22 protein-coding genes are annotated in these 22,965 nt (G+C 50.7%); 9 read left to right on the forward strand and 13 right to left on the reverse strand.

Annotated features, from left to right (window positions below; all coding sequences use genetic code 11):
- Positions 1 to 2 precede the first annotated feature (2 nt).
- The 3 genes from CRO74_RS17350 to CRO74_RS31635 form a co-directional block, all read right to left on the reverse strand.
- A complete protein-coding gene (locus CRO74_RS17350; protein WP_097127402.1) occupies positions 3 to 2,156 on the reverse strand; it encodes a catalase in 2,154 nt (717 codons plus the stop codon).
- A 301-nt stretch (positions 2,157 to 2,457) separates the two neighbouring features.
- Entirely contained in the window at positions 2,458 to 2,700 is a 243-nt protein-coding gene (locus tag CRO74_RS17355) for a hypothetical protein (RefSeq protein ID WP_097127404.1), read from the reverse strand.
- A gap of 125 nt (positions 2,701 to 2,825) precedes the next feature.
- The gene (locus CRO74_RS31635; protein ID WP_179830232.1) at positions 2,826 to 3,122 is read right to left on the reverse strand and encodes a hypothetical protein; all 297 of its coding nucleotides are present in this window, start codon (positions 3,120 to 3,122) and stop codon (positions 2,826 to 2,828) included.
- A gap of 396 nt (positions 3,123 to 3,518) precedes the next feature.
- Here CRO74_RS31635 and CRO74_RS17365 point away from each other — a divergent pair, with 396 nt between their 5' ends.
- Entirely contained in the window at positions 3,519 to 4,307 is a 789-nt protein-coding gene (locus CRO74_RS17365; protein WP_097127406.1) for a hypothetical protein, read from the forward strand.
- A 253-nt stretch (positions 4,308 to 4,560) separates the two neighbouring features.
- Here the strand turns inward: CRO74_RS17365 and CRO74_RS17370 are convergent, their stop codons facing one another.
- The 5 genes from CRO74_RS17370 to ahcY all read right to left on the reverse strand — a co-directional run bounded on the left by CRO74_RS17370 (position 4,561) and on the right by ahcY (position 9,518).
- Positions 4,561 to 5,502, reverse strand: coding sequence for a bifunctional metallophosphatase/5'-nucleotidase (locus CRO74_RS17370; protein WP_097127408.1), 942 nt, complete (start codon positions 5,500 to 5,502; stop codon positions 4,561 to 4,563).
- Positions 5,480 to 6,220, reverse strand: coding sequence for a 5'-nucleotidase C-terminal domain-containing protein (locus CRO74_RS17375; protein WP_097128656.1), 741 nt, complete (start codon positions 6,218 to 6,220; stop codon positions 5,480 to 5,482). The genes CRO74_RS17370 and CRO74_RS17375 overlap by 23 nt, the downstream gene beginning before the upstream one ends.
- A 102-nt stretch (positions 6,221 to 6,322) precedes the next feature.
- Positions 6,323 to 7,471, reverse strand: a complete 1,149-nt coding sequence (locus CRO74_RS17380) for a hypothetical protein (protein WP_097127409.1) — start codon at positions 7,469 to 7,471, stop codon at positions 6,323 to 6,325.
- Between the two features lie 11 nt (positions 7,472 to 7,482).
- Positions 7,483 to 8,061, reverse strand: a complete 579-nt coding sequence (locus CRO74_RS17385) for a Uma2 family endonuclease (RefSeq protein WP_218840223.1) — start codon at positions 8,059 to 8,061, stop codon at positions 7,483 to 7,485.
- Between the two features lie 146 nt (positions 8,062 to 8,207).
- The gene (gene ahcY / locus CRO74_RS17390) at positions 8,208 to 9,518 is read right to left on the reverse strand and encodes an adenosylhomocysteinase (protein WP_097127411.1); all 1,311 of its coding nucleotides are present in this window, start codon (positions 9,516 to 9,518) and stop codon (positions 8,208 to 8,210) included.
- Between the two features lie 195 nt (positions 9,519 to 9,713).
- On the opposite strand from ahcY, the gene CRO74_RS17395 reads away from it, so the two are divergent.
- The 3 genes from CRO74_RS17395 to CRO74_RS17410 all read left to right on the forward strand — a co-directional run bounded on the left by CRO74_RS17395 (position 9,714) and on the right by CRO74_RS17410 (position 12,360).
- On the forward strand, positions 9,714 to 10,190 hold the full coding sequence (locus CRO74_RS17395) for a GNAT family N-acetyltransferase (protein WP_179830233.1): 477 nt from the start codon (positions 9,714 to 9,716) through the stop codon (positions 10,188 to 10,190).
- A gap of 124 nt (positions 10,191 to 10,314) precedes the next feature.
- Positions 10,315 to 10,656, forward strand: coding sequence for a hypothetical protein (locus CRO74_RS17400; RefSeq protein WP_144035939.1), 342 nt, complete (start codon positions 10,315 to 10,317; stop codon positions 10,654 to 10,656).
- 1,074 nt (positions 10,657 to 11,730) lie between these two features.
- Entirely contained in the window at positions 11,731 to 12,360 is a 630-nt protein-coding gene (locus CRO74_RS17410) for a hypothetical protein (RefSeq protein ID WP_144035940.1), read from the forward strand.
- Positions 12,361 to 12,897: 537 nt separating this feature from the next.
- Here CRO74_RS17410 and CRO74_RS17420 read toward each other — a convergent pair.
- From CRO74_RS17420 to CRO74_RS17430, 4 genes are read right to left on the reverse strand one after another with little or no spacing between them, the layout of a single operon-like run.
- Positions 12,898 to 14,559, reverse strand: coding sequence for a beta-N-acetylhexosaminidase (locus tag CRO74_RS17420; protein ID WP_097127421.1), 1,662 nt, complete (start codon positions 14,557 to 14,559; stop codon positions 12,898 to 12,900).
- A 40-nt stretch (positions 14,560 to 14,599) separates the two neighbouring features.
- A complete protein-coding gene (locus tag CRO74_RS32035) occupies positions 14,600 to 14,962 on the reverse strand; it encodes a GDSL-type esterase/lipase family protein (protein WP_245877893.1) in 363 nt (120 codons plus the stop codon).
- Positions 14,963 to 15,265, reverse strand: a complete 303-nt coding sequence (locus CRO74_RS32040) for an SGNH/GDSL hydrolase family protein (RefSeq protein WP_245877894.1) — start codon at positions 15,263 to 15,265, stop codon at positions 14,963 to 14,965.
- Between the two features lie 58 nt (positions 15,266 to 15,323).
- Complete coding sequence (locus tag CRO74_RS17430; protein ID WP_245877895.1) at positions 15,324 to 16,661, reverse strand: UDP-N-acetylmuramoyl-tripeptide--D-alanyl-D-alanine ligase; 1,338 nt, start codon at positions 16,659 to 16,661, stop codon at positions 15,324 to 15,326.
- A 77-nt stretch (positions 16,662 to 16,738) separates the two neighbouring features.
- Between CRO74_RS17430 and CRO74_RS17435 the strand changes: the two genes are divergently transcribed.
- The 5 genes from CRO74_RS17435 (at position 16,739) to CRO74_RS17455 (ending at position 21,991) form a co-directional block, all read left to right on the forward strand.
- Positions 16,739 to 19,018: an FG-GAP-like repeat-containing protein gene (locus CRO74_RS17435; protein WP_097127425.1), complete on the forward strand. Its 2,280-nt coding sequence runs from the start codon at positions 16,739 to 16,741 to the stop codon at positions 19,016 to 19,018.
- Positions 19,019 to 19,117: 99 nt separating this feature from the next.
- Positions 19,118 to 19,483 carry a hypothetical protein gene (locus CRO74_RS17440; protein ID WP_097127427.1) on the forward strand — a complete coding sequence of 122 codons (366 nt, stop codon included), beginning with the start codon at positions 19,118 to 19,120 and terminating at the stop codon, positions 19,481 to 19,483.
- 151 nt (positions 19,484 to 19,634) lie between these two features.
- A complete protein-coding gene (locus CRO74_RS17445) occupies positions 19,635 to 20,750 on the forward strand; it encodes a helix-turn-helix domain-containing protein (protein WP_097127429.1) in 1,116 nt (371 codons plus the stop codon).
- 102 nt (positions 20,751 to 20,852) lie between these two features.
- A complete protein-coding gene (locus CRO74_RS17450) occupies positions 20,853 to 21,353 on the forward strand; it encodes a hypothetical protein (RefSeq protein ID WP_097127431.1) in 501 nt (166 codons plus the stop codon).
- A gap of 35 nt (positions 21,354 to 21,388) precedes the next feature.
- A complete protein-coding gene (locus CRO74_RS17455; protein WP_097127433.1) occupies positions 21,389 to 21,991 on the forward strand; it encodes a YceI family protein in 603 nt (200 codons plus the stop codon).
- Here the strand turns inward: CRO74_RS17455 and CRO74_RS17460 are convergent.
- Entirely contained in the window at positions 21,889 to 22,821 is a 933-nt protein-coding gene (locus CRO74_RS17460) for an AraC family transcriptional regulator (RefSeq protein ID WP_097127434.1), read from the reverse strand. The two genes, CRO74_RS17455 and CRO74_RS17460, sit on opposite strands and share 103 nt — an antisense overlap.
- Positions 22,822 to 22,965 lie beyond the last annotated feature (144 nt).

Consider the following 22,965-nt stretch of genomic DNA (forward strand, 5'->3'; position numbering starts at 1 on the left):
AATTAATTGACCAATACCTTCTCCCGGCTCCAGAAGCGGTGCTGCTCAATGGCATCGATGAACTTTTGGGGAACATCACCACTCGTTTCTGAACGGGTAACGACGCCCTCGCTGCTCAGCAGGTTTTCGGCACCTCCGTTGGCGGCTGCCTGTAGCAAGTCGGTGCCTTCGCCGGTAGCCGCTATGGCTTTGCAGTGCATGAACGCTTCGTGAATGAACCGGATGGCGTCGGGTTCCTGAAGCAGTGAGTTTACGCTGCTTTCTCCGCCCGGCACGTACACGGCGTCGAACAGTACGGAGGCCGTCGTTTGTAGACTGGCGTCGATCTTTATCGTTTCTCCGCCCGATGTCTTCAGCATACCTACCCGTGGGGCAACAATACCAATAATCGCTTTCTCGGCCGAGAGGGCGTTCATCATCGCTTTCAGCTGCGTGGCATCGACACCATCGGCCGCCAAAATAGCTACCTGACGCGTTTTAATGCCTTTTTTGACTGTGTGCGCCATGCTCAGAGCCGCCGAACTACCCACCGTTGGCTTGGCTGGTTCCGACTGGTAATCGGCTGGGTTGGCATCGGCCGGAACGCTTTTGTTCAATTGCACACCGTTGGCCGATGGCACCTCCAGCCCCAACCCTTCGCCAACGAGCGTTGCCAGGGTCATATCGATCTGCGAGAGGTGAATAAGCATACGCTTCCGAATGTCTTCGATAACCACTTTGCCTAACTCAAAACGCAGGGCTTTGACGATGTGCGTTTTCTCCGTTGTCGACTGGCTATTCCAGAACAGTTTTGCCTGGTTATAGTGATCCATAAAGCTCTTGCTCCGAGCGCGGACTTTGTTGGCGTCAATCCGCTCGGCATGACTCACGAAGCCGCCTTCTGCCTCACGGGCCTGCGCGGGCGAATCGCCGTTGATGGCATTAGGGCCGTAGCTGGTACGACCGGCGTTGATGGTCTGGCGCATGTGTCCATCGCGCTGACCGTTGTGTACCGGAGCGATGGGCCGGTTAATAGGGATCTCGTGGAAGTTTGGTCCACCCAGCCGTTTCAACTGCGTATCGGTGTAAGAGAACAGACGTCCCTGCAACAGCGGGTCGTTGGAGAAGTCAATGCCGGGAACAACGTGACCCAGGTGAAAAGCTACCTGCTCCGTTTCGGCGAAGTAATTGTCCGGATTGCGGTTGAGCGTCATCTTGCCAAGACGAATAACGGGCACCAGTTCTTCGGGAATGAGTTTGGTTGAGTCCAGTAAGTCGAAATCGAATTTATGCTCGTCTTCTTCCTCAACGATCTGAACGCCCAATTCCCATTCCGGGTAAGCGCCCCCTTCAATGGCATCCCACAGGTCACGACGGTGAAAATCGGGGTCGCGGCCCGAGATGAGCTGTGCTTCGTCCCAAACAACGGAGTGAACGCCCAACAGGGGTTTCCAGTGGAACTTAACGAAACGAGATTTGCCATTGGTGTTAATCAGTCGGAAGGTATGCACACCGAAGCCTTCCATCATGCGGTAGCTGCGGGGAATGGCCCGATCCGACATAACCCACATCACCATATGCATGGATTCGGGGGTTAGCGAGATAAAGTCCCAGAAGGTATCGTGCGCCGATGCCGCCTGTGGAATTTCGTTGTTGGGCTCTGGTTTCACGGCATGGATCAGGTCCGGAAACTTGATCGCATCCTGAATAAAGAACACGGGTATGTTGTTGCCGACGAGGTCGAAATTTCCCTCTTCGGTATAGAACTTTACGGCAAAACCACGTACGTCGCGGGCGAGGTCTGTAGAACCCCGCGATCCGGCCACGGTAGAGAAACGGACAAAAACGGGTGTTTGAACGGCAGGGTCAAGCAGGAACTTCGCTTTGGTGAGTTCGGGCTGGGGCTCGTAGGCCTGAAAGTATCCGTGAGCGGCAGCACCACGCGCGTGGACGATGCGTTCCGGAATCCGCTCATGGTCGAAATGAGTAATTTTTTCGCGAAGAATGAAGTCTTCCAGTAAGGTAGCACCACGGGGGCCAGCTTTGAGGGAGTTCTGGTCGTCGTTGACGCGTAAGCCCTGATTGGTAGTTAGAAACTGGCCCGAACTATCTTCCCGGTTTATGTCCAGTTCTTCCAATTTTGCATTTGTATTAGTTTTGTTTTGTTCGGTACTCATGTTAACGTTGAGTTAATAGCTATTATCTAATATCTATAGGATTACTTGTAGTACCTCTGCAAATAAGGTTTGTTCAGAAAATAAGAACAATTTAACGTGACTAACGGCCCTGTAGAGGTTAACTGCCCATCAATTCAGGACCTTAAGGCATGCTTTTAACTCTAAGGACCATAAATAAAAACGCCCGGTTTTTTGGACCGGGCGTTTTTGTATAACCTGCTTGAACGTTCATCTACGCCAGCGTGCAGGCATGATTTTTTGATCTGATGAAGACACTGCCATCTGAGTGGCAATAGAAAGGCTACTCTGACTGAGATTCAAAAATAGCCATAGCCTTGTCGATGATTTCGTCGTCTACGCCATCTACCGTTAATTCGTTGTCGTTTTCGACGTTGCTAACAACGACAACAGAATCCATATCCAGACTTGGATCGGCTAAAAAAAGCGCAGCGCGGAAACGCTCCTCAATTCGCCGGTTCAGGGCATCATTAATGTCATGCGTAAGCGCACTGGCTAACTGAGTTTCTTCTTGATTATTAAGCATGCGTAAAGGGAAGTTTTGAGAACATTGAGAGTATAAAGGTAACAAAACTAACGCTGAGGGCAAGCGTATCGGCGCGTAGTTTTGCCGTAAATTATCCTCTGTAATCGGCCCTTCTCCAAACGGGTTTATGCCAGATAATCCTTCCGGGTCTGGCTTTGTAAACCCGAGTAAGCCAGTTCGTAAGTCGATGTCTTTCGAACCGAACGATTCTGGTTTAACTCATTGAGTACCGCTTTGGCAAAAGCTATTTTATCCGATTTCCGATACTCGTCAACGTGCATTGCTCCGGAAGGCGGACTAAATTCCTGGCTGGTGCGCTGGCAGGCAGCCCATAATTCGGGGTGTAACTTGATCTTGTACTGACGAATGGGGGTGTCTGCACCGAACCAGAGATTTTTGATGTTTTCTACAGTAGACTTCATGTTGATAAACGCTAGCTAGTATGTAGCCAAACCGCATCCTGTATGTATTGTTCGAGAATGCACTGATCGTTAATAAAAACTTAATCAGATAGTTAGCCTACGGATTTTGTGGAATTACTTACTTGCTGGTGAATACTTTAAACGACTGTTTGGGAGAATGATTGCGCCTGTTAGTCAAACATTCGTTGAACGGCCTAAGTAAGTGCGTCGGCCGCTCAACCCCCTTCAGCGGGCCTTTGTCCGTTTAGACTAGCTTTTTTACCTTTTTGTATTTTACTTGCAATATACTGTGGGGGGTGTATTATAGCAGGACTCACGACCAGATCAACCTACTTTCTCAGTGGGGTCAACCCTACGCATCCCGCCCAAACGAGCCGCACGCCAGCCGACCTTATTATGGAACAGGAACGACTTGACACGTTTGACAACACACTCTTCAGCCCTCCATCCGACAGGTCGGTAAAAGTCTGGCGGTACATGGATTTTACGAAGTTTGTCGCTCTGCTCAATAGCGGGAGCCTTCATCTGACAAGATGTGATCAGTTCGACGACCAGTTTGAGGGGGCTTTCCCGGAAGAAGACTCGCAAGGGCAACGGGATAACTACAAAGACGCTCTGATAAACAAGGCCAGACTAATGCCCGACCAGTTGGCTCAGGTACTCGATACTGTGTGGAAGAAGTACCAGAGGCAGTATATGTTCATCAACTGCTGGCACATGAACAGCCACGAGTCGGCCGCGTTGTGGAACGTGTACGGGGCTACGAAGGAGGCTATTGCCATTCAAACGACTTACGACCGGTTACGCAGTGTGTTACCGGCCAGTTATCAGATCGGCGCGGTCCGGTATATTGATCATGAAACGTATCTGAACGAAGAAAAAGAAGGGTTCTTTTCGGTTATGTTCAAGCGAAAATCCTTCGAGCATGAACGGGAGTTGCGCGTGTGTTATGTAGACGCTTATGAGTTTCAGCAGGATGTGAGAAATCCCGCCGAGTTCTTCTGCCCGACAAACGCTCGTCTGGTCGAAACCGTACCGGTCGATCTGAATACACTGGTCGAATCGGTGCGAATCGCGCCCCAAACGCCGGACTGGTTTGTGAAACTGGTGAAAGATGCCGTACTCCGGTTCGGCTACAACCTGCCCGTCAGCCAGTCGGGTCGGGATGATTACCCCCGGCTTTAATGTTGTTGGGTGTGGGCTTTGCGAAAATCAGGCGGCACCCAGACGGATACCGACCGACTGGAATCTCTATTAAAAACAGTGACCTATACGCCGGTTCTGTTCGAAAGGTGCCAGCTATTCATATTAAAAATCTCTTTGACTTAAGGCCGTTTACTGTTGTCTAAAAAGGTAGTTGAATCAATTTGACGACATGTATAAGCCCGACTGCCTTGATGCGGCCGGGCTTTTTTGGTGGCTTCGGGGTGGTAAGTTTCTAGTTTACTTCGACGGATTGGCCAGCGCTGGAGACGGCTTTACCCCGCTCAAACGCCAGATCGATGCGGCCGAGGTTGATGCCCGCAAACCCAACCTGATTGATCCAGACAGGTTGCCCATCGAGGTTGTTGACCGCTACCGGCGCGTCCAGAAACGTGTGCGTATGTCCACCAATAATAAGGTCGATCTGTTTGGTTTTAGCCGCCAGTACATTGTCCGACACGGTGGCGTCGTTGTACTTGTAGCCCAGGTGAGACAGGCAAATGATATAATCGCACTTCTTGTCCCTGCGCAGTTTAGCGGCCATGTCGTTCCCGATTTCTATCGGGTCGAGGTACTTCGTTTCTTTGTACGCATCACGCGGAATCAGCCCTTCCGGTTTGATTCCCAGACCAAAAACGCCCACCCGAACGCCGGCTTTCTCGAAGATTTTAAAGGGCATTGTGCGGCCGTCGAGTACGGTATTTTTGAAATCGTAATTAGCAATCAGCAACGGAAAGCTGGCTTTGCCAAACTGCGTCACCATGTTGTCGATACCCCCGTCGAAATCATGATTTCCGATGGTACCGGCATCGTAGCCAAGCTGGTTCATCGCCAGGATTTCGGGCTCACCTTTGTAGACATTGAAGTAAGGCGTTCCCTGGAAAATATCACCGGCATCGAAGAGTAATATCTGGCGGGGCTGCCCATCCACCTGTTCCTGCCGGATTTTTTGGATGAGCGTTGCCCGGCGGGCCACACCACCCTTGCCCGCATTCCGGCTGCCGTCCATCGGGAAAGGGTCCAGTCGGCTGTGTACGTCGTTGGTATGCAGAATAGTGAGCGACGTGGGTTTGGATTTACCCGAATAGGCCAGCACATCCGGCGCTACGGAGCCAATGACGGCGGCTGTTCCGAATACTTTTAAAAACTGGCGTCTATTCGATGCTAATGCGTCCATCAGAAACGGGATTTATGGGTTGACCGGTTTTGCCCAACTGCCGGAAATAGTCGATCAGGGCATCGCGCATGAGGTAATTGATGTTTTCGCTTTTAATGGGGTTCTTCAGGAATCCCGCTTCGTCGCCCCCGTTAGCCACGTAGTCGCTCATGACCACGGTGTAGGTTTCGTTGGGCTGGAGCGTCCGGCCGTTGGTAAACGTAGCCGATTGAAGCTGCCCATTGTGGAGTTTAGCCCGCAAACCGCCAATGACAAGTTTATCTCCTTTGGCAAAATGATTCAGCATTTGCCGGAGCATATCGCCCGTCATGGTCAGTACAATCAGCTGATTATCGAAGGGCATGACCTCAAAAATAGAGCCGGTGGTAATGTTTCCTTGGGGCAGGTTGTTTCGAATGCCACCGTAGTTCAGGTGCGAACAGTCAATGGGTTTGCCATAGCGTTCAATGGCTTGTTTGAGCAGGGCGTCGGTTAGCAGATCATTGAGTGGTCCTTCGGGCTGGCCTTTCTCGATGCGGGCCGTTGACCGGGCCAGTACCTCGTTCATGGTTTTTTCGAGGCCCTGCCGGTAAGGCGTCAGAAAACGGGCAACGCTGCTGTCGGTTGTAGCCGACAGGGAATCCACACCGATGCGGCTGGCCGTTCGGTTTGTGAGATGATAACTCGGATTACAGGCCGATAAAGCCGCCAGAGCGAGTAACAGGAGGTGTTTTTTCATACTGAAGGGCAAGTTCGGAAACTCTGCGGAATCGTGCGTTAATAAATCGTTAGAAAGGCGGCCCGGCGATCCGGCGATCCGGCGGCCCGGCAACCCGAGAGCCTAGTTAAGCATAGTGCCCTGCAAGGGAATCAGGGTATGATCGGGTTTATAAACGACCCGCCGGATTCGGCTGAACCCGCCCAGGCTAATTTGCAGGTTGATCAGCCCACCCGAAAAGGTATCCTGCGCCAGCAGGGGGCTGTACGAAACTTTTGTCCGCACGAACCAGAAACTGTCTTCCGAGCGGTCGGGTTTCTGGGTATTATCGCCCAGCTTAATGTCGACGATCAGCCCGAGGGTAGGGGCGTGGTTATAGAGTGATAATCCTTTGTAGCGTTCATCATTCCCATCGCGGGGCGACAGGTCGAGCAAGCGATAGCCAACGTACGGAATGAGTCGGCTGCGGGGTAAATCAGCGACAATTCGGCCCAGTCCGACTTCAAATAAGCTCGACGTAATCGACATATCTTTCTCCCATGTCTGGTTGTTATGCGAAAAACCAGCCCGTAAGGTACCGTTATACAGTGTGGGATGCAGGAGAAGCATGGTTCGCTGAAACGCAATATCGAGGCCAACAACAACCCCCGCTGCCGGGCTGAACGTTTGTGTGAGTGGGCCCGCAGGTAACATACCTCCTCCGCCAACGAACATACCATACCCTATTTTCGATGAACGGAACGTCGTTCGCAGATCGGGCGTATCGTACAGGCGCTGGGCTACCTGCAACTGCCAGCGTTTGAGCGCGGGCAAATCGTCGCCCCCGCCGGTTTCGGCCCGGAACCGGTTCACTTCGGCACCCAGTTCGGCATTTGTCAGGTACTCAATTTGGGTGGCCTGCTGTTTGAAATGCCGGTCGGTATGCAGCGCCACCAGCTTGGCTTTCATCAATCGGGTATAAACCTCTACCAGATCGAACAGCACCTGATTGTAAGCTAAGGTGCGTTCGTTACGGGCCGTTTCGGACACCCACGACAGGTTGCGGAACATCAGGCAAAAGGCGTCGATGGCGGGCTGACTCCAGACGGATGTCGGGCGAACTTCGTAGCCTATCTGGTAGTGAAATTCGGAGCCGCCCAGGCCCGATTGAATCGGCGCGTGGAAATCACTCAGGAGAAGGCGCCGGGTTGTGCTCCAGTGCAGCGTGTCAATTGTCGCCTGCGCCGAACCGAGCAGGGGAGACAACAACAGCACAACGAGCAGACGATTCATGGCGGGTATCGTTACATTAAGTCAATTAATCGTATTGAAAAACCTCGTAGCACATTATCCCCGGTCAGTTCATCGGAAAATGTTTTTATCTGTGGTTCCCTATCTGGACGATAGATTGTTACTTGCTGATTGAATGGATCTACTACCCAACCTAGCTGAAGGCCATTCTGGAGATACTTTTCCATCTTCGCGGGCAGAGTGTACTTCTCGTCTAAGTCCGACATCAACTCAATGACAAAGTCTGGACATATTCTGGCAAACTTACCCTGGTCATTTTCTGAAAGGGCGTTCCAGCGTTCATTACTGATCCAGGAAACATCCGGTGCTCTAACTGAAGTATCGGGTAGCGTAAACCCTGCACTAGAATCAGCTACCATCCCTAACTTCGACCTACGGTTCCAGATACCAATTTCAATTATTAAATCGGCGTTTCTTAATCCAGTTTTCGTATTAGTAGGCATTTCAAAGACAATCTGGCCATTGGCTTCGCGTTCGATACGAAGCGAAGGATTAGCCTGACAAAATGCGTAAAACTCATCGTCCGTCAGGCGATCATCCCGGCGTGTAGTAGGATTTAACGGGAACATCATAGTCGAGTAGCTTTCCTTGGGTCAATACTAACAAATTTAACGCAAAAAAGCGCAGCCCCGTTTCCGAAGCCGCGCTTGGTGATGTATGATATAGAATGTATGGGGTTGAGCCAGCAATATATCCTATATCATACATCCTACATACCTTAATACCGATACATTTCCGATTTGAACGGGCCTTGTACAGGAACACCGATGTAATCGGCCTGATCCTGTGCCAGTGGCTCAAGCTTGGCACCTACGTGAGCAAGGTGCATAGCGGCTACTTTCTCATCAAGAATTTTAGGCAGCACATATACTTTGTTCTCATATTTGTCCGAGTTAGCCCACAACTCCAGCTGAGCCAGCGTCTGGTTGGCAAACGAACACGACATCACGAAAGATGGGTGACCCATAGCACAGCCAAGGTTTACCAGACGGCCTTCGGCCAGTACGATAACTTCTTTGCCGTTTACTTCATACATGTCTACCTGCGGCTTGATCTGGCTCTTCGTGTGACCGTAGTTTTCGTTGAGCCACGCCATGTCGATTTCGTTGTCGAAGTGACCAATGTTACAGACAATTGCTTTGTCGCGCATGGCTTCGAAGTGACGGCCTTTAATGATGCCGACGTTGCCCGTGGCAGTTACAAAAATCTGAGCGCGGGGAACGGCTTCATCCATCGGAAGTACCTCGAAACCATCCATAGCGGCCTGAAGCGCGCAGATTGGGTCGATTTCCGTTACCAATACGCGGCAACCGGCACCCCGGAGCGACTCCGCCGATCCTTTACCTACGTCGCCGTAACCAGCCACAACGGCTACTTTACCGGCCAGCATCAGGTCGGTCGCCCGGCGGATAGCATCAACCAGCGATTCGCGGCAGCCGTATTTGTTATCGAACTTCGACTTCGTTACCGAGTCGTTAACGTTGATAGCGGGCAGGTGCAGCGTGCCATTTTTCATGCGCTCGTACAGGCGATGAACACCGGTCGTCGTTTCTTCCGATAGCCCTTTGATGTTCTCGATCAGTTCGGGATACACATCAAAGACCATGTTGGTCAGGTCGCCACCGTCATCGAGGATCATGTTCAACGGCTGACGATCTTCGCCGAAAAACAGCGTTTGTTCGATGCACCAGTTGAATTCCTCTTCGTTCATCCCTTTCCAGGCATACACGGGAATGCCAGCCGCAGCAATGGCAGCCGCAGCGTGATCCTGCGTCGAGAAAATGTTACACGAAGACCAGGTTACCTCGGCACCCAGCTCAGCTAGGGTTTCAATCAGCACCGCCGTTTGAATGGTCATGTGCAGACAGCCCGCAATACGTGCCCCTTTCAGGGGTTGCGAAGGGCCATATTCGGCACGGAGGGCCATCAGCCCCGGCATTTCGGCTTCGGCAAGTTTAATTTCCTTGCGGCCCCATTCGGCCAGCGCAATATCCTTAACCTTATAGGGAACGTAGGTTGACGTTTGCATGATTAGTTTGTGAAAAACAAAGGAACGTTCGATTAGTCATAAAAACGGATTCCTTCGTATGTTGCGATTCTTAGCAAAATGCAAAAATAAAGATTGATGGGCAGAATCCCTACTGAACAACAACTACTTTAGCCAGCGGAATGCGGTAATCCTGTCGAAAGTTACCCTATCTAAATACATCAATTTATAACCACCATGAACGACATTTCCATCCATCCTTACTCACCCGGATACCAGCCTGATTTCAAGCGTCTGAACATCGAATGGATATCCCGCTATTTCGCGGTCGAGCCACACGATCTGGAGCAACTGGATCATCCGGACGTACACGTACTGCCCAATCACGGTCAAATCTTTTTCGCCAAACTAGACGATGCCATTGTTGGCTGCGTGGCGATGGTCAACACAGGAACGCCGGAGCAGGGCGTAAGCGAGTTTGAACTGGCTAAAATGGCCGTTTCGCCCACGGCGCAGGGGAAAGGAATTGGTAAAAAATTATGCCTGGTCGCTATCGATTATGCCCGTCAGTTGGGTGTTAAGACCATCTGGCTGGAGTCGAACCGGATTCTTACGCCCGCGCTTACGATGTATGAAAGTGTCGGGTTTCGGGAAGTACCCAGCATTCCAACGCCCTATGCGCGGGCGGATATCCGGATGGAGATGGTGCTGTGAACGGGCTCGGTGATTTTCAACCTCCAGCCAGTAAAAAGCTATAGGGCTGGAGGTTGAGTAAAGTGTAGTTATGACTAACTTTTCATGCAACTTAACGCAACGTTTGATTATGAACCAGATTTTGATGAAAACACTAGTCCTTTTCGTTGGCTTTAGTAGTTGCCTGTCTTCGTGTGTTACATCAAAGATTAAACCCCTTGAACAGGTAGTAGGCGCTGGTTTACAGACGGACAGCTCATCGGTTAAGGTTTTTCTTTTGGAGCGGGATATTCCTCAGGATATTGAACAGTTAGGCGTTGTCTCTTTATCCGTCAATGTTAGGCCGGATCTGAACGTTGATCAGCATGTAAAGCAGCAATTACAAAGTGACTGCCAACGGCTGGGAGCTAACGGGGCCTACCGAATCAATGATGGTACGTACTACCCCCTTATCGTAAGTTACCTGGTTTTTAGATACAAGAAGTAGTGATTTTGTATCAGGGTACTTAGTACAACATCAAATTAGTAGGGTGCATTGTAATTGACCTACAGGTTTCATGGACGATTTTAAGATAACAAAATATTGTCGTATTTTCTTATTGTACAATATATTACTAGTTTAATAAATTCCATATGCTTGCCCTTATTTAAACAATTTGCCAATTTACCCGTCCGGAAAAGTGTTGGCCGGTTGTTAATAATTCGTTTGTTTAATGATGAAAAAAATAGTTAAAATGAAATTGATTGACAAATGGTTTTTTGTGATTTACAACTGTTATTATAAGGGCGAAGATTACAAGAATAATATTCCCGCTTTTACAGTAACTATATTGTTCGCTTTTGTTTTTTTCTCAACTACATTCTTATTATATAGTCTTTATAATGACTTTATAAAGTTTATTATAAATAATGTCGCACCTACTAGAAGCGACACGGGCTCTAAACATGCAGGTATAACGACTTCGAACTTCTTAGCCGCGCTGCTGTTTCTCGTTATAAGTTCACTAATGTTTATTAAGAACAAACGTTATATAGTTATTTATGAGACGTACCGATCCAACCAAGCTTTATCTTCATACCACGCCAAATATCTTGCATTTTCGCTGATTATTTTAGTTATTTTATCGCCGATTCTGTTCGCATTTATTAGAAATTATTATTTCTGGAGAACGTGGTTGTAACATTAGATTGCTGTCTTGTAAGGTCACTCGAATAGATGCCAATAATAAGGAGATAAAAAGCAAATCGCCGGATGAATTAACGAGTAAACAGCTACAGGATATCGTCTTATCGATACGCATTAGGGAGATTTTACTGGTGATGCCCGCCGAGCCAAGGTAAAAATATGCCCGATGTACACATTGGGATGAGCTAATAGCTTATTTGCACGCTGAGCGAAAAGAAATAAAACAAAGTTCGATTATACAACAAAAGAAATGATGAATAACCCTCTTTTCCTGTCTTTGCCTTTGGTGATTATGGTCTTGCACCTTGTCGCTTATGTAGTCGGTATAACGATGGGTATTTTTGGTATTCAAGCTCTTCGTAAATACTTGCGTGAGTGAATCCTGGTCTACATGATGCCACTTATACAATAGAAAATTTTATGATTTACCAGTGGTTTAAACGGCTTATATTAGGAAGTGTTATTCTGGCACAGAGCACCTTTGCTCAGTCAGGCTACCCCCCGCCCTGTGATGAGGCTCAACTGACAGATATAGTAGCGAAATCACCCACTAAACGGCAGATACTAGCTGACTATGTCGAAAGTTGTGAACAGAAATTATGGAGCAATGACAAAGGCATTGTCATGCTTTATCAATACCGTAACCAACAGGATCAGCTTTGTTGGTACTTATCATCCAGTATAGATGACCACTACAAGGACAATCTTCCCCGGCAATTCATGGATTTTGAAGGAGATATTGTATTGATCTACAATGGCAAGCCAGGGGAGCTAAGAAGCGATACAACCATTAACAAGAGCGCGTTAAATCATTGTTTAGAGCAGATTATTGGCGATAGAGTTTATAGTCGGCCAACTGCCAAAAGTCGCTGGACAAATGGAGTTTTGCCCATTAGTAATCATAAACTAACCGTTGGCCGAAGACGCATCTTTGCGGGTAATGGAGGGGCGCTAATTATTGTATTTGCATCAGATGGAACTTACCAAAAGATTTTGCCCATTTAAGTGCAAACTTCAGATGGTATGACCCGCTAACGTATGGACACCGCTATCGATAATTTTCCGCTCTCCGCTGTCCTTGGTCTATACTTAATACAGGCTTGACCAATGTAATACTGAGTTGCCATAACGGTATCAACCTTTCCTGTAATGACAACCTTTAACCTCGGTGTATAATAGTGATTTGTACTGTTTATATCATTGCACGCATCGACCGAAACACTCGCCCGCCCTTTTATTTCTCCCGTTACATGAACTTTTATCTGTGAATACGAGCGACTCCGTACGTCCTTCTCATAAGTAAAAAAGGCTGGTTGTCGAACGTCTTCGATAAGGAAGTGTTCATAGCCGTATTTGCGCTCGTAAAGCAGATAAAATGACAACAACAGCAGCGCTAATAAACCAATCCGTTTAGCGCTGCGGGTAGCCAAAAAGGCAGTATAGCGTTTTTTTATCACAAGTACTTTGGCTTGTTTTATACGTGGTGTAGCTGTTGCAAAAACCGTTCAATGGGGTTTGCAACAGCTACACGGGCTATCTTCTTTACTTCTTCGCCGTTTCCTTTGGCCACACGTATTGGAAGGTGTTGTTAATAGGCGCACCGAAGTAATTGACGTTCAGAAAATCAAGTCGTTTTTTGTGTACCTCAAGTCGTTGTTTGAAATCGTCGATGTTCCGGGCATCCTGGGGTGTCCAGCCTGTTTCGGCGACGGCAAGGAGACGCGGGTAGGCCATGTACTCCACCGAGTGCGTCGTGGGCATGTACTCCGACCAAACGTTGGCCTGTACGCCCAGCACGTGTTTGGATTGTTCGGCCGTCAGGCTGTCCGTCACCGAGGGGTTGAAGCTGTACACCTTCTCGATGGGCAGCAGACCGCCAATGGTTACGGGCTGCGTTTTGGGGTCGGCCTGGTAATAGTCGAGGTAGCAGTACGTGGTTGGCGTCATGATCACATCATGGTTCTGCCGGGCGGCTGCAATACCCCCGTTAATGCCGCGCCAGCTCATAACGGTCGCGTTGGGCGATAGGCCCCCTTCCAGAATTTCGTCCCAGCCAATGATCCGGCGACCTTTCGAGGTGACGAACTTGTCAATGCGCTGGATGAAATAGCTTTGCAGTTCATGCTCGTCTTTCAGCCCTTTTTCCTTCATCAGCGCCTGACAAAATTTACTTTGCTTCCACTGGGTTTTCGGGCATTCGTCGCCCCCGATGTGAATGTACTGGCTCGGGAACAAGTCAATAATCTCCGTCAGGACATTTTCCAGAAAGGTGAAGGTCTCTTCACGCGGGAACAGAACATCGTCGTGAACGCCCCAGGTTGGGGAGGGTGTCAGCATCTTGTCGGAGCTGCTTCCCAGCTCAGGATAGGCCGCCAGAACGGCTACCGAGTGGCCCGGCATTTCAATTTCGGGGATGACCGTCACAAACCGTTCCTGTGCGTATTTGAGCACATCGCGCACCTCATCCTGAGTATAAAAGCCACCGTACGGTTTGTTGTCGTAGACCTTGTCCCGGTAGTGACCCACCATCGTTTTGGGGCGTATGGAGCTGATTTCGGTTAGCTTCGGGTACTTCTTGATTTCGATCCGCCAGCCCTGGTCTTCGGTGAGGTGCCAGTGAAACGTATTCATCTTGTGCACGGCCAGTAAATCGATGTATTTCTTGATGAAGGCAACGGGGTAGAAATACCGGCCAACGTCCAGCATCGACCCCCGATACCCGTAACGGGGCTGGTCTTCGATGGTACAGGCCGGTACGGTCCAGGCTACACCACTTACTTTTGTCGGGCTGAAAACAGCCGTAGGCATTAGCTGCATCAGGGATTGAACACCGTAGAAAAAACCCTGCGGCTGCTCGGCAGTAATGACAATCTGCTTCGGCGAAACAGTCAGGGTGTACCCTTCGGCGCCGAGCTTCGGGCCTTTTGCACTCACGAACGAGATACCGCCGGAGGCTTTCCCCGTCGTGACAACCGGCGTTGACCCCGTTGCTTTTGCCAGTTGGTCGGCCAGCATCTGGGCAATCCGGCGAATTTCGGGATTGGCCGCCTGAACGGCAATGGTTGGTTTGGCGGGCAGTGCATAACTACCACTGCGTGCTTCCAGATGGGTGGGTTTGGGAATCAGCGCGTACGTATTGGTCTGGGCGTAGTTGGCCAGAGCCGTCAGGCATAAAGCGATCAGGAGGAGAAACGATTTTTTCATGTAGGAAAGGGTTATTGACAGCATCACTCACTCGGGTTACTCATTTCAAATAAGGACTCAATATACGGCCCCAGCGCTCATAACCGGCCGGGAGCATATGCAGGCTGTCCGACTTGAACAGAATGGGCTCGGGCTGGCCATTTTTGCCAAGCATAATTGGTCGGATATCGACAAACTGGGTGTTTTCCTGTTTGGCCAGATAGTCTTTGATAAGCTGGTTGGCGATGTCGTTTTCCGCAAAATACTGCCGGCGCGACGGGCTGGACTTTATGGAAATAAACGTAAATGTAGCTTCGGGCAGCTTTTGCCGAACGTGCGTGAACAGGGCCGCCAGCCGGTCGAAGGTTTGCCGACCGGTTTGTTTGCCGCTGGCAATGTCGTTCTCGCCCGCGTAGATAACCACCTATTTTGGGTGATAAGGGGTAATGATCCGGTCGGCATAGAGCAGCACCTGACTCAATTCCGAACCGCCGAATCCACGGTTGAGGATTGGCTTGCCGGGGAAGTACGTGGCCAGATTTTCCCAGAGCCGGATGGACGAACTTCCTGTAAAAACGATGGCGTTCTGTGGGGGCGGAGACTCCCGGTCCTGCGTCTCAAACGCACGAATTTCGGCCTCAAATGGGGTATCTGTTGCAAAAAAGTGGACCTTTCCCGTTATCCAGGTGCTCAAAAACAACAGGCAAACTACTAAACTGATCTTCATGATAATGGAAATGTTGAGTTTGTGCATTTGCCGAACCGGCTAATCAGAAACTTCTGATTTATATAAAAGGCACAACCGACTCTAAACTCATGCCCCGCGACCCTTTTATTAAGATGTGGGTGTTTGTCATAGGATTGTCCATGACCCAGTTGTGCAGCGAAAACTTGTCCGGGAAGTAATACGCTTTAGGCAGGTAGGCCAGGGCAAAGCGCATGTCTTTCCCGGCCAGAATGACCAGATCGAAGTTACTCTCCGCAATGAGCTTTCCCAGTGCCGCATGTTCGGCTTCACTTTCGTCGCCGAGTTCATACATGTCGCCCAGGATAACGGCTTTGCGTTTGGCGGGAGTGGCGGCAAACTGCTGAATGGCCGCAGCCATGGAACTGGGGTTGGCATTGTACGCATCCAGCAGCACCATGTTGGTGCCTTTCGTAACATGCTGGGAGCGGTTGTTGGTTGGATTATAGTCGGCAACGGCGCGGCTGGCCTCTTCGGGCGATACGCCAAAATAATCGCCGATGGCCAGAGCCGCCAGCATGTTGTCGAAGTTATACCGGCCGGGCAAATGCGTCGTGATCTCCTGACCGGAAGTAGCTCTATAAACGACCACCGGCGATTCACTAACCAGTGTAATTGGGTCTTCGTCCGGATTGGCGGCCGGATAAAAAATAGCTTCCGCGAAGGTCGTCTCGGAGCGTATGTCTTTGAGCCGCTCGCGGTACATAGCCGTCAGGGTTTTGTCGCGCGAGTTTATAAAGACCGTTTTGGCGTTTTGCGCCAGGTAATCATACAGCTCGCCCTTGCCTTTTCGAACGCCTTCGATGCCGCCGAAACCTTCCAGATGGGCTTTTCCGATGTTTGTGATCAGGCCGTGGGTGGGCAGGGCAATGGAACACAGGAACGCAATTTCTTTCTGGTGATTGGCCCCCATTTCGATGATCGCCAGTTCGTGCTGCTCGTTCAGCGACAGCAGCGTGAGCGGTACGCCAATATGGTTGTTCAGATTGCCCGCCGTGGCGTAGAGGTTATACTTTTTCGACAGCACGCCCGCAATCAGTTCTTTGGTCGTCGTTTTGCCGTTGGAACCGGTCAGGCCAATAACGGGAAAGGTAAAGGTTTGCCGATGGTGACGAGCCAGATCCTGAAGCGCCGTCAGGCCATCGGCCACGAGCAGGCATCGGTTGGTACCACTGGCCCGGTCGCGTTCGGCCACGGCGGCATCGTCTACCAGCGCATAGCGGGCTCCCGACGCCAGGGCCTGTTCGGCAAACTGGTTGCCATCGAAGTTGTCGCCTTTGAGGGCCACAAATAAACAGTCGGGCGTAATACGGCGGGTATCCGTCGAAACACCCGTACATTCCTGAAATTTATGGTAGAGTTGTTCGGTTGATAGCATACCGATAGACATAAATAGTTCCTCCGTTCGTTCTTTTGAGTGAAGTGCCGGTTGTGATTGATAAAGGTCAAAATTAGATGAAAAAGCTGTTTACGCTCTGTTTTTTAGTAATTCCGTTTCTCACCCAGGCACAGTCGGGCGGGAAGATCGCGTTCCGATACGACCAGAGCCCAACGGTTAGCGTCAATAACCGCCCGCTGCTCAACCCGTGGGCGGGTGGCCTGAATACCACACAGTACTCAACCATTCGCCTGAACAACGACACCCGCGACGATCTGGCCGTTTATGACCGGACAACCGGCAAGGTAAGCACCTTCATCGCTGTCGACAATCCCGTTGGCAGCGGCACAGTCTGGCAGTACGCGCCTGAGTACGAACTGGCGTTTCCGGCAGTGATGTACAGCTGGATGCTGCTGGTCGATTATGACTTCGATGGTCGGAAAGATATTTTTACCAACAGTTCGAAAGGCATCAGCGTATGGCATAACGAGTCGGAAGGCGGGGTGGTGTCGTTCAAGCTGGCGGTCGACCCGCTCCGAACACTCGGCTTCAGCGGCTTTCAGATACCCCTTTACGTAAATGCCAGCGATTTACCCGCCATCACGGATTATGACGACGACGGCGATATCGATATTATCACCTTCGATGCCGATGGAAACATCATTGCCTATCAGCAAAACATGAGTGTTGAACGAACCGGCAAAAAAGGCGGGCTGGACTTTGCCCGTGCCGGGAATCAGTGCTGGGGGCATTTCCAAAAAGAGTTTTGCAACGACTTCAGGTTTGGTATCAATTGTGACGATGGCTCCGGCAGCGGTGGCCGCCTGGCTGCTCCATCCGCTACCGGTCGGGTTGGCCTGGGCAGTCCCAGCGGGGCAAGACCATTGCATTCGGGCAATACTCTTACAGTGATTGATACCGACGGGGATGGCCACAAAGACTTACTGTTTGGGTTTGTAAGCTGCGAAAACATTGCCCGTTTGCGAAACAGCGGGCCGAACAGCGTAAGTGCCAATTTTACGAGTTACGACAGCCTGTTTCCGGCCCGGAACCCCATACTCTTTCCAGCCTTTCCGTCCACTTTTTTTGAAGATGTCGATGGCGACGGGCAAAAAGATTTGCTGGCATCGCCCAATGTAAACTTCAACGACAGCTATCTGTACGATTTTCGAGCGTCGGGCTGGTTTTACAAGAACACCGGTACGACGCAAAAGCCCGATTTTCAGCTCGTTCAGAAAGATTTTCTGCAAAGCGACATGCTCGACCTGGGTGAACGCACGGCTCCCGCGCTGGCCGATCTGGACGGCGACGGCGATCTGGATCTACTGGTCGGATACGGCGGTGTAGGGGTTGGTTCCGGCTACCGGGGCGGTATCTGGCAGTTCGAGAATAAAGGCACAACGCAGAGTCCGGCCTTTGTTCTCGTTACAACTGATTACCTGGGTGCTCAGTCGCTGGGGCTGACAAATGTAATGCCCACTTTTGCTGATGTGGATGGCAATGGCAGCATGGACCTGATCATCACCGCAACGGGAAAGCAGGCCGTAGAGATTCGCGCGCTGATCAACACAGCGCCGAAAGGGGCAGCCGCACAATATAGCCTTGCCGGTGCCACCCGCTGGCCTACACCCGACCTGATGTTCCCGCTCGATTTGCTGACGGTAACGGATGTGGACAGGGACAATAAACCCGACTTGTTAATCAGCCGATACAACGTGGGTACCATTCTCTATTACCGGAACGCAGGTACAGCCACGGCTCCCGTTTTTCAGTTGCAGAACCAGACGTTCGGGGGGATCACGACGGACGATTACATCTATGCCCGCGCCCGGTCGCTGGTGGTGGCAGACCTGAACGGCGATCAGAAGAACGAACTCATTGCCGCAGCCGATAATGGGTCTGTTAAGGTCTACCAATTCCCCGAAACGCCGACCCAGGCGTTTACGCTGATCGACTCGCTGGTGGGCATTGGCTTGCCCGGCAAAGGGCTCATTGCCGCAGCCGCCGACCTCGACGGCGACCAGCTTCCCGACTTGTTGCTTGGCGGAACGGGGGGCGGGCTGCGCTACCTCAAAAACACTTCCCAAAAGGTCGTTGTGACGGGTGTACCCGAAGAACCGACTAGTCCCTGGGTATTCCCCAACCCAACCAACCGGTACATTACCGTTCGTCCGCATTATGATGGGCGCGTTGAACTGGTGTCTTTGACGGGCCAGACTGTGGTACCCGTTCAGCCGGTGAAAGCCGGTGCAGAAAGTCTCCTTGATTTGGGAAATCTGGCCGATGGAACGTATCTGATACGGCTTCAGAGCGACAACCGCCCGGTACAGATCCAGAAAGTGGTGGTCTGGAAATAACCGAAAACTCTTTTAGACGTTCGGAGTTAGGGAGTAATAACTGGTGCCGAATGCGGCCAGGCGGTCGTTTCGGTTATTACCGCCAGTAACTAAACTCGTATGGAAAATACCAACAACTCCGATCAACAGCGCGTCGATGAAAATTCGGGCGGTCCGCTGGAAGGTATGTCGCCCCAACACACGAACATGCCCGAAAATGATCTAGAAGAAGACGCTGTTGTTTACGCCGGGCTTGGCGTGAACAACGAACCCGACAGTATGAATCCGGGCGATGAAGAAGCCTCCGATACGCTTTTATATACCGATACAGCCACCGCCCGCCACGCCACCGACGAGCTATCGAACGACGCCGAACCCGACGAGTTCATTGATGATGCAACCGATGCCGATATGTCGGACGACGACCTCGACGAGCAGATCATCGAACTCGCCGAAGAGGAAGACGAGGGAAACGAGCGGTATTAAGTGAATGTAATACCGACCGGGATGGTTCGACGCATCGACGGTCGGTATTACACCTTTTTGCATTCTGTTGCTGTATATTGCACATGAAGTAAGGAAATAATTTCCGGGTTTCTGTTAGCAAGACCATCGACGGCATCTAAACAGTAAAAAGGTGAAAATTGGGTTTACCGTTGATGTACTAATCGGGCTGTTCATTATCAACGTGGGCTTCTTTGCGGCCGGGTTGCTGTGGTTTTCACACCATAACCGGCAGGCAAACCGGTTTCTGGCCTGTTTGATGGCTGCCCTTTCGTGTTGGCTGATTGATGGCTTTTTTCGATTAGCCGGAATTTATCAGCAAAACGCCAATCTGTATTTCCTGCCCATCTTCTATTCGTTTGCCTTTGGGCCGCTTATTTACATCTACGTAAACAGCCTTACAAACAGTACTTTTCAGTTTAAACGGAGCTACTGGTGGCATTTTCTGCCGGTGGCTGTCCAGGCAGGCCTTTATCTGTTTCTGACGTTACAGCCATACGAGTTCAGGAACTGGTTCTGGAACAACATTCATTCCCCGTACACCTACAGCATTGAGTTCGATGGTACGCTGCTTTCCCTGCTCGTTTATCTGTTGCTCTCTCTTCGGTTGTTGCGTAAGTACAGCCGGTATGTTCAGGAAAACTTCTCCGAAACGAGCCAGCTTACCCTGCGGTGGCTTAGGGTACTACTGGTCATTATCGCGCTGGTTTGCGGTCAGTGGGCTATCGAACTGATTTTGCGCCATCGGTTCAATCTGTATTTTCAATATGATTACTCATACTGGCTGCTTGGTTTGCTGCTCATTGTGCTGGGTACGGCCGGTTTGCAACAGACTAACCTGGCCAATGTGCAGTTCAGAGACGAAGCCGTGCCCGATAGCCTGCCGTTGCTGCCGAAGACTGACGTTCAGGTTAGCCCTGAGCAGATTGCCCAGGTTCGCCGAGCTATGGATACCGACAAACTCTACCTCAATCCAACCCTGACGCTCACCGAACTGGCCCGCCATCTGGGGCTTAACCCCAAAGTCGTTTCGCTTATTATCAATGCCGGTATTGGCCAGTCGTTCAATAATTTTGTCAATTCCTATCGCATTGATGAAGTGAAGCAACGGCTTCGCACCGACGACCTGACCCGCTTCACACTGCTGGGCATCGCCTTCGAATCGGGCTTTAATTCCAAAACGACCTTCAACCGAATCTTTAAGGAGCACACGGGGCAGTCGCCCAGCGAGTATGCCGGTCAACCCTAGTCCCAAATCGTCCGTTGGGACGTCCCAATCCTGAATTGGGGCGATGGGGGCCGGTTGCCACCCCACCTTTGTATCGTTCAACGACTTAACCCCGTCACAACGATGCGCACATTTCTGCTCCTTACGCTCAGCCTGATCAGCCTGACTGCCAGATCCCAACAACAGTCTTCCGGCTGGTCGAACAAGTCCCGTTTATTGCCCGACAAGCTACGTTTGCTACCCGTTGGCCTGACGCTCTGGCATACCAACAACCCCTGCATACCCGTGCTGGAAGGCGACACCTATTACTGGAAACATGCCACAATGGTCCGCGCCGAAGTAAGCGATCTGGAACTGGTTGAAGCCGGTAGTTTTATCTGGTACGACTCAACCGGCTGGCACCCCAACATGCGGTACAATCCCGCCGAATTTGCCGCCACGTTTGTCTGCCCACAGGGAAAACTCCAGCGCGGCCAGACATACACATACCCCAAAAACTGGCGGTATGGCAAGCAGGCTTACGGGGGCGATGCGCTCTGGTACGTCATTGCGAAAGACCGTTCCGGCAAACGCTACAAAGGCTACGGCCTGATCGAAACGGAAGGAAAACCCAACGCCAACTAATCATTAACTAAATCAACTTCAAATCAGATACCATCATGAAAACGCTTTTCATTAGTTTCTTTTTCGCATTTGCTCTTGTTTCATCGACCGTTGCGCAGTCTCAGTTCACCGTCGACGCCAAAGCCAGTCAGCTCAACTGGACGGGATACGCGGAGCTTGGCTCCTGGGCACCGTCGGGCACGATTCAGGTAAGTAAAGGGCAGTTTTCCGTTGCGGGCAGACAGATAACCACTGGCCGAATCAGTATTGACATGACTACCCTTCAACACGAAGACGCCAAACTCCAGGCGCATCTTCGGGATGAAGATTTCTTCGATATTGCCCGCTATCCAACCGCCACCTTTCTGCTGGCCAGCTTATCGGGTCAGGTGGCAACTGGCCAGTTAACGATTCGGGGCGTTACCCGGCCGGTTACGTTTCCGGTTGTCGTCAGCCCGGAGGGTGACGGATTGCGCATCAAAGGCAAAGCCGTTATTGACCGGACGCAGTTTGCCATTCGGTACAACTCGACCAGTTTCTTCTCGGGTCTGGGCGACTATGCGATCAAAAACGAGTTTTCGCTGGCGTTCAACATCGTGGTGAAACCGGCAGGTAAGCCGGGCATTGCAGGAAGACCAGCCGAAAGCTCCCGCCGATAACCGGTGGGCGTTTGCCGGTAGTACCGTTTAAACAGTTTGTTCAGGTGGCATACGTCTGTAAACCCAAATTCATCGGCTATCTGCGAAACGGTCAGGGTACTCAGCCTGAGCCTTGTTTCAACCAGTTGAAGCTTATACCGAATGATATATTGCTGAATGGATTCGCCGGTTTGCTGTTTAAACAGCGCGCCCAGATGCCGCTGCGAATAATTAAAGACATCGGCCATCTTTTCCAGGCGCAGGTAGTCCGGTTCCGTAATGTACCGGTGTACATAGGTCCCAATCCGCTGCCGAAGTGACGAAGCGGTGCAGGATGATGTTCCTGCGCCTGGCTGGTAATGTGAGAGTTGGCGGTCTATGATGCTCAGGATCGTTTTCATGAGCGACTCCACAACGGGGTTGGCTAAGGGGGACTGATGTGCGTAATGTTCGACCAAGATAATCTGGAACAGGGCCTGTAAGTTTTGTTGTTCCATACCGTCTGTAACAAGGCTGCCCGCCAGGGGCTGGTATTTGGTCAGGCCGTATTCCCGAATCTGCGGCCAGGAATTCGCTCCCATTTGCGACAGGTTAGCCAGGTAAAGATCAGTGAAGGATAGAAAGCAGAAGCAGGTTTTTTTATTGATCACAAACGAGTGGCAGTCCAGAGGGCTCAGAAAGAATACATCACCCGCCTGGTAGGCGAATCGATTGCCGTTGATGAGGTGATACCCACTGCCACCTCGAATCAAAATTAGCTCGAAGTGATTGTGGGAATGAACAGGATAAGACCATTGACTTGTTTCAACTTGTTGAACCGCTAAAGGGTCGTGCTGGATATTACGTTTCATAAGAAGAAGTGTTTAGTGACCATCCACTTAGCCAGTGCAAACGATTCTGCCAATCAAGTGCCAAGTCTTTAAAATGAGTCCGGAATAGAGGGGTTTATGTATAAGTTGTTGCTATTCAGTATAGTTTACATATACTATAGTAGC

It is taken from the genome of Spirosoma fluviale, from assembly GCF_900230225.1.
Lineage (GTDB): Bacteria > Bacteroidota > Bacteroidia > Cytophagales > Spirosomataceae > Spirosoma > Spirosoma fluviale.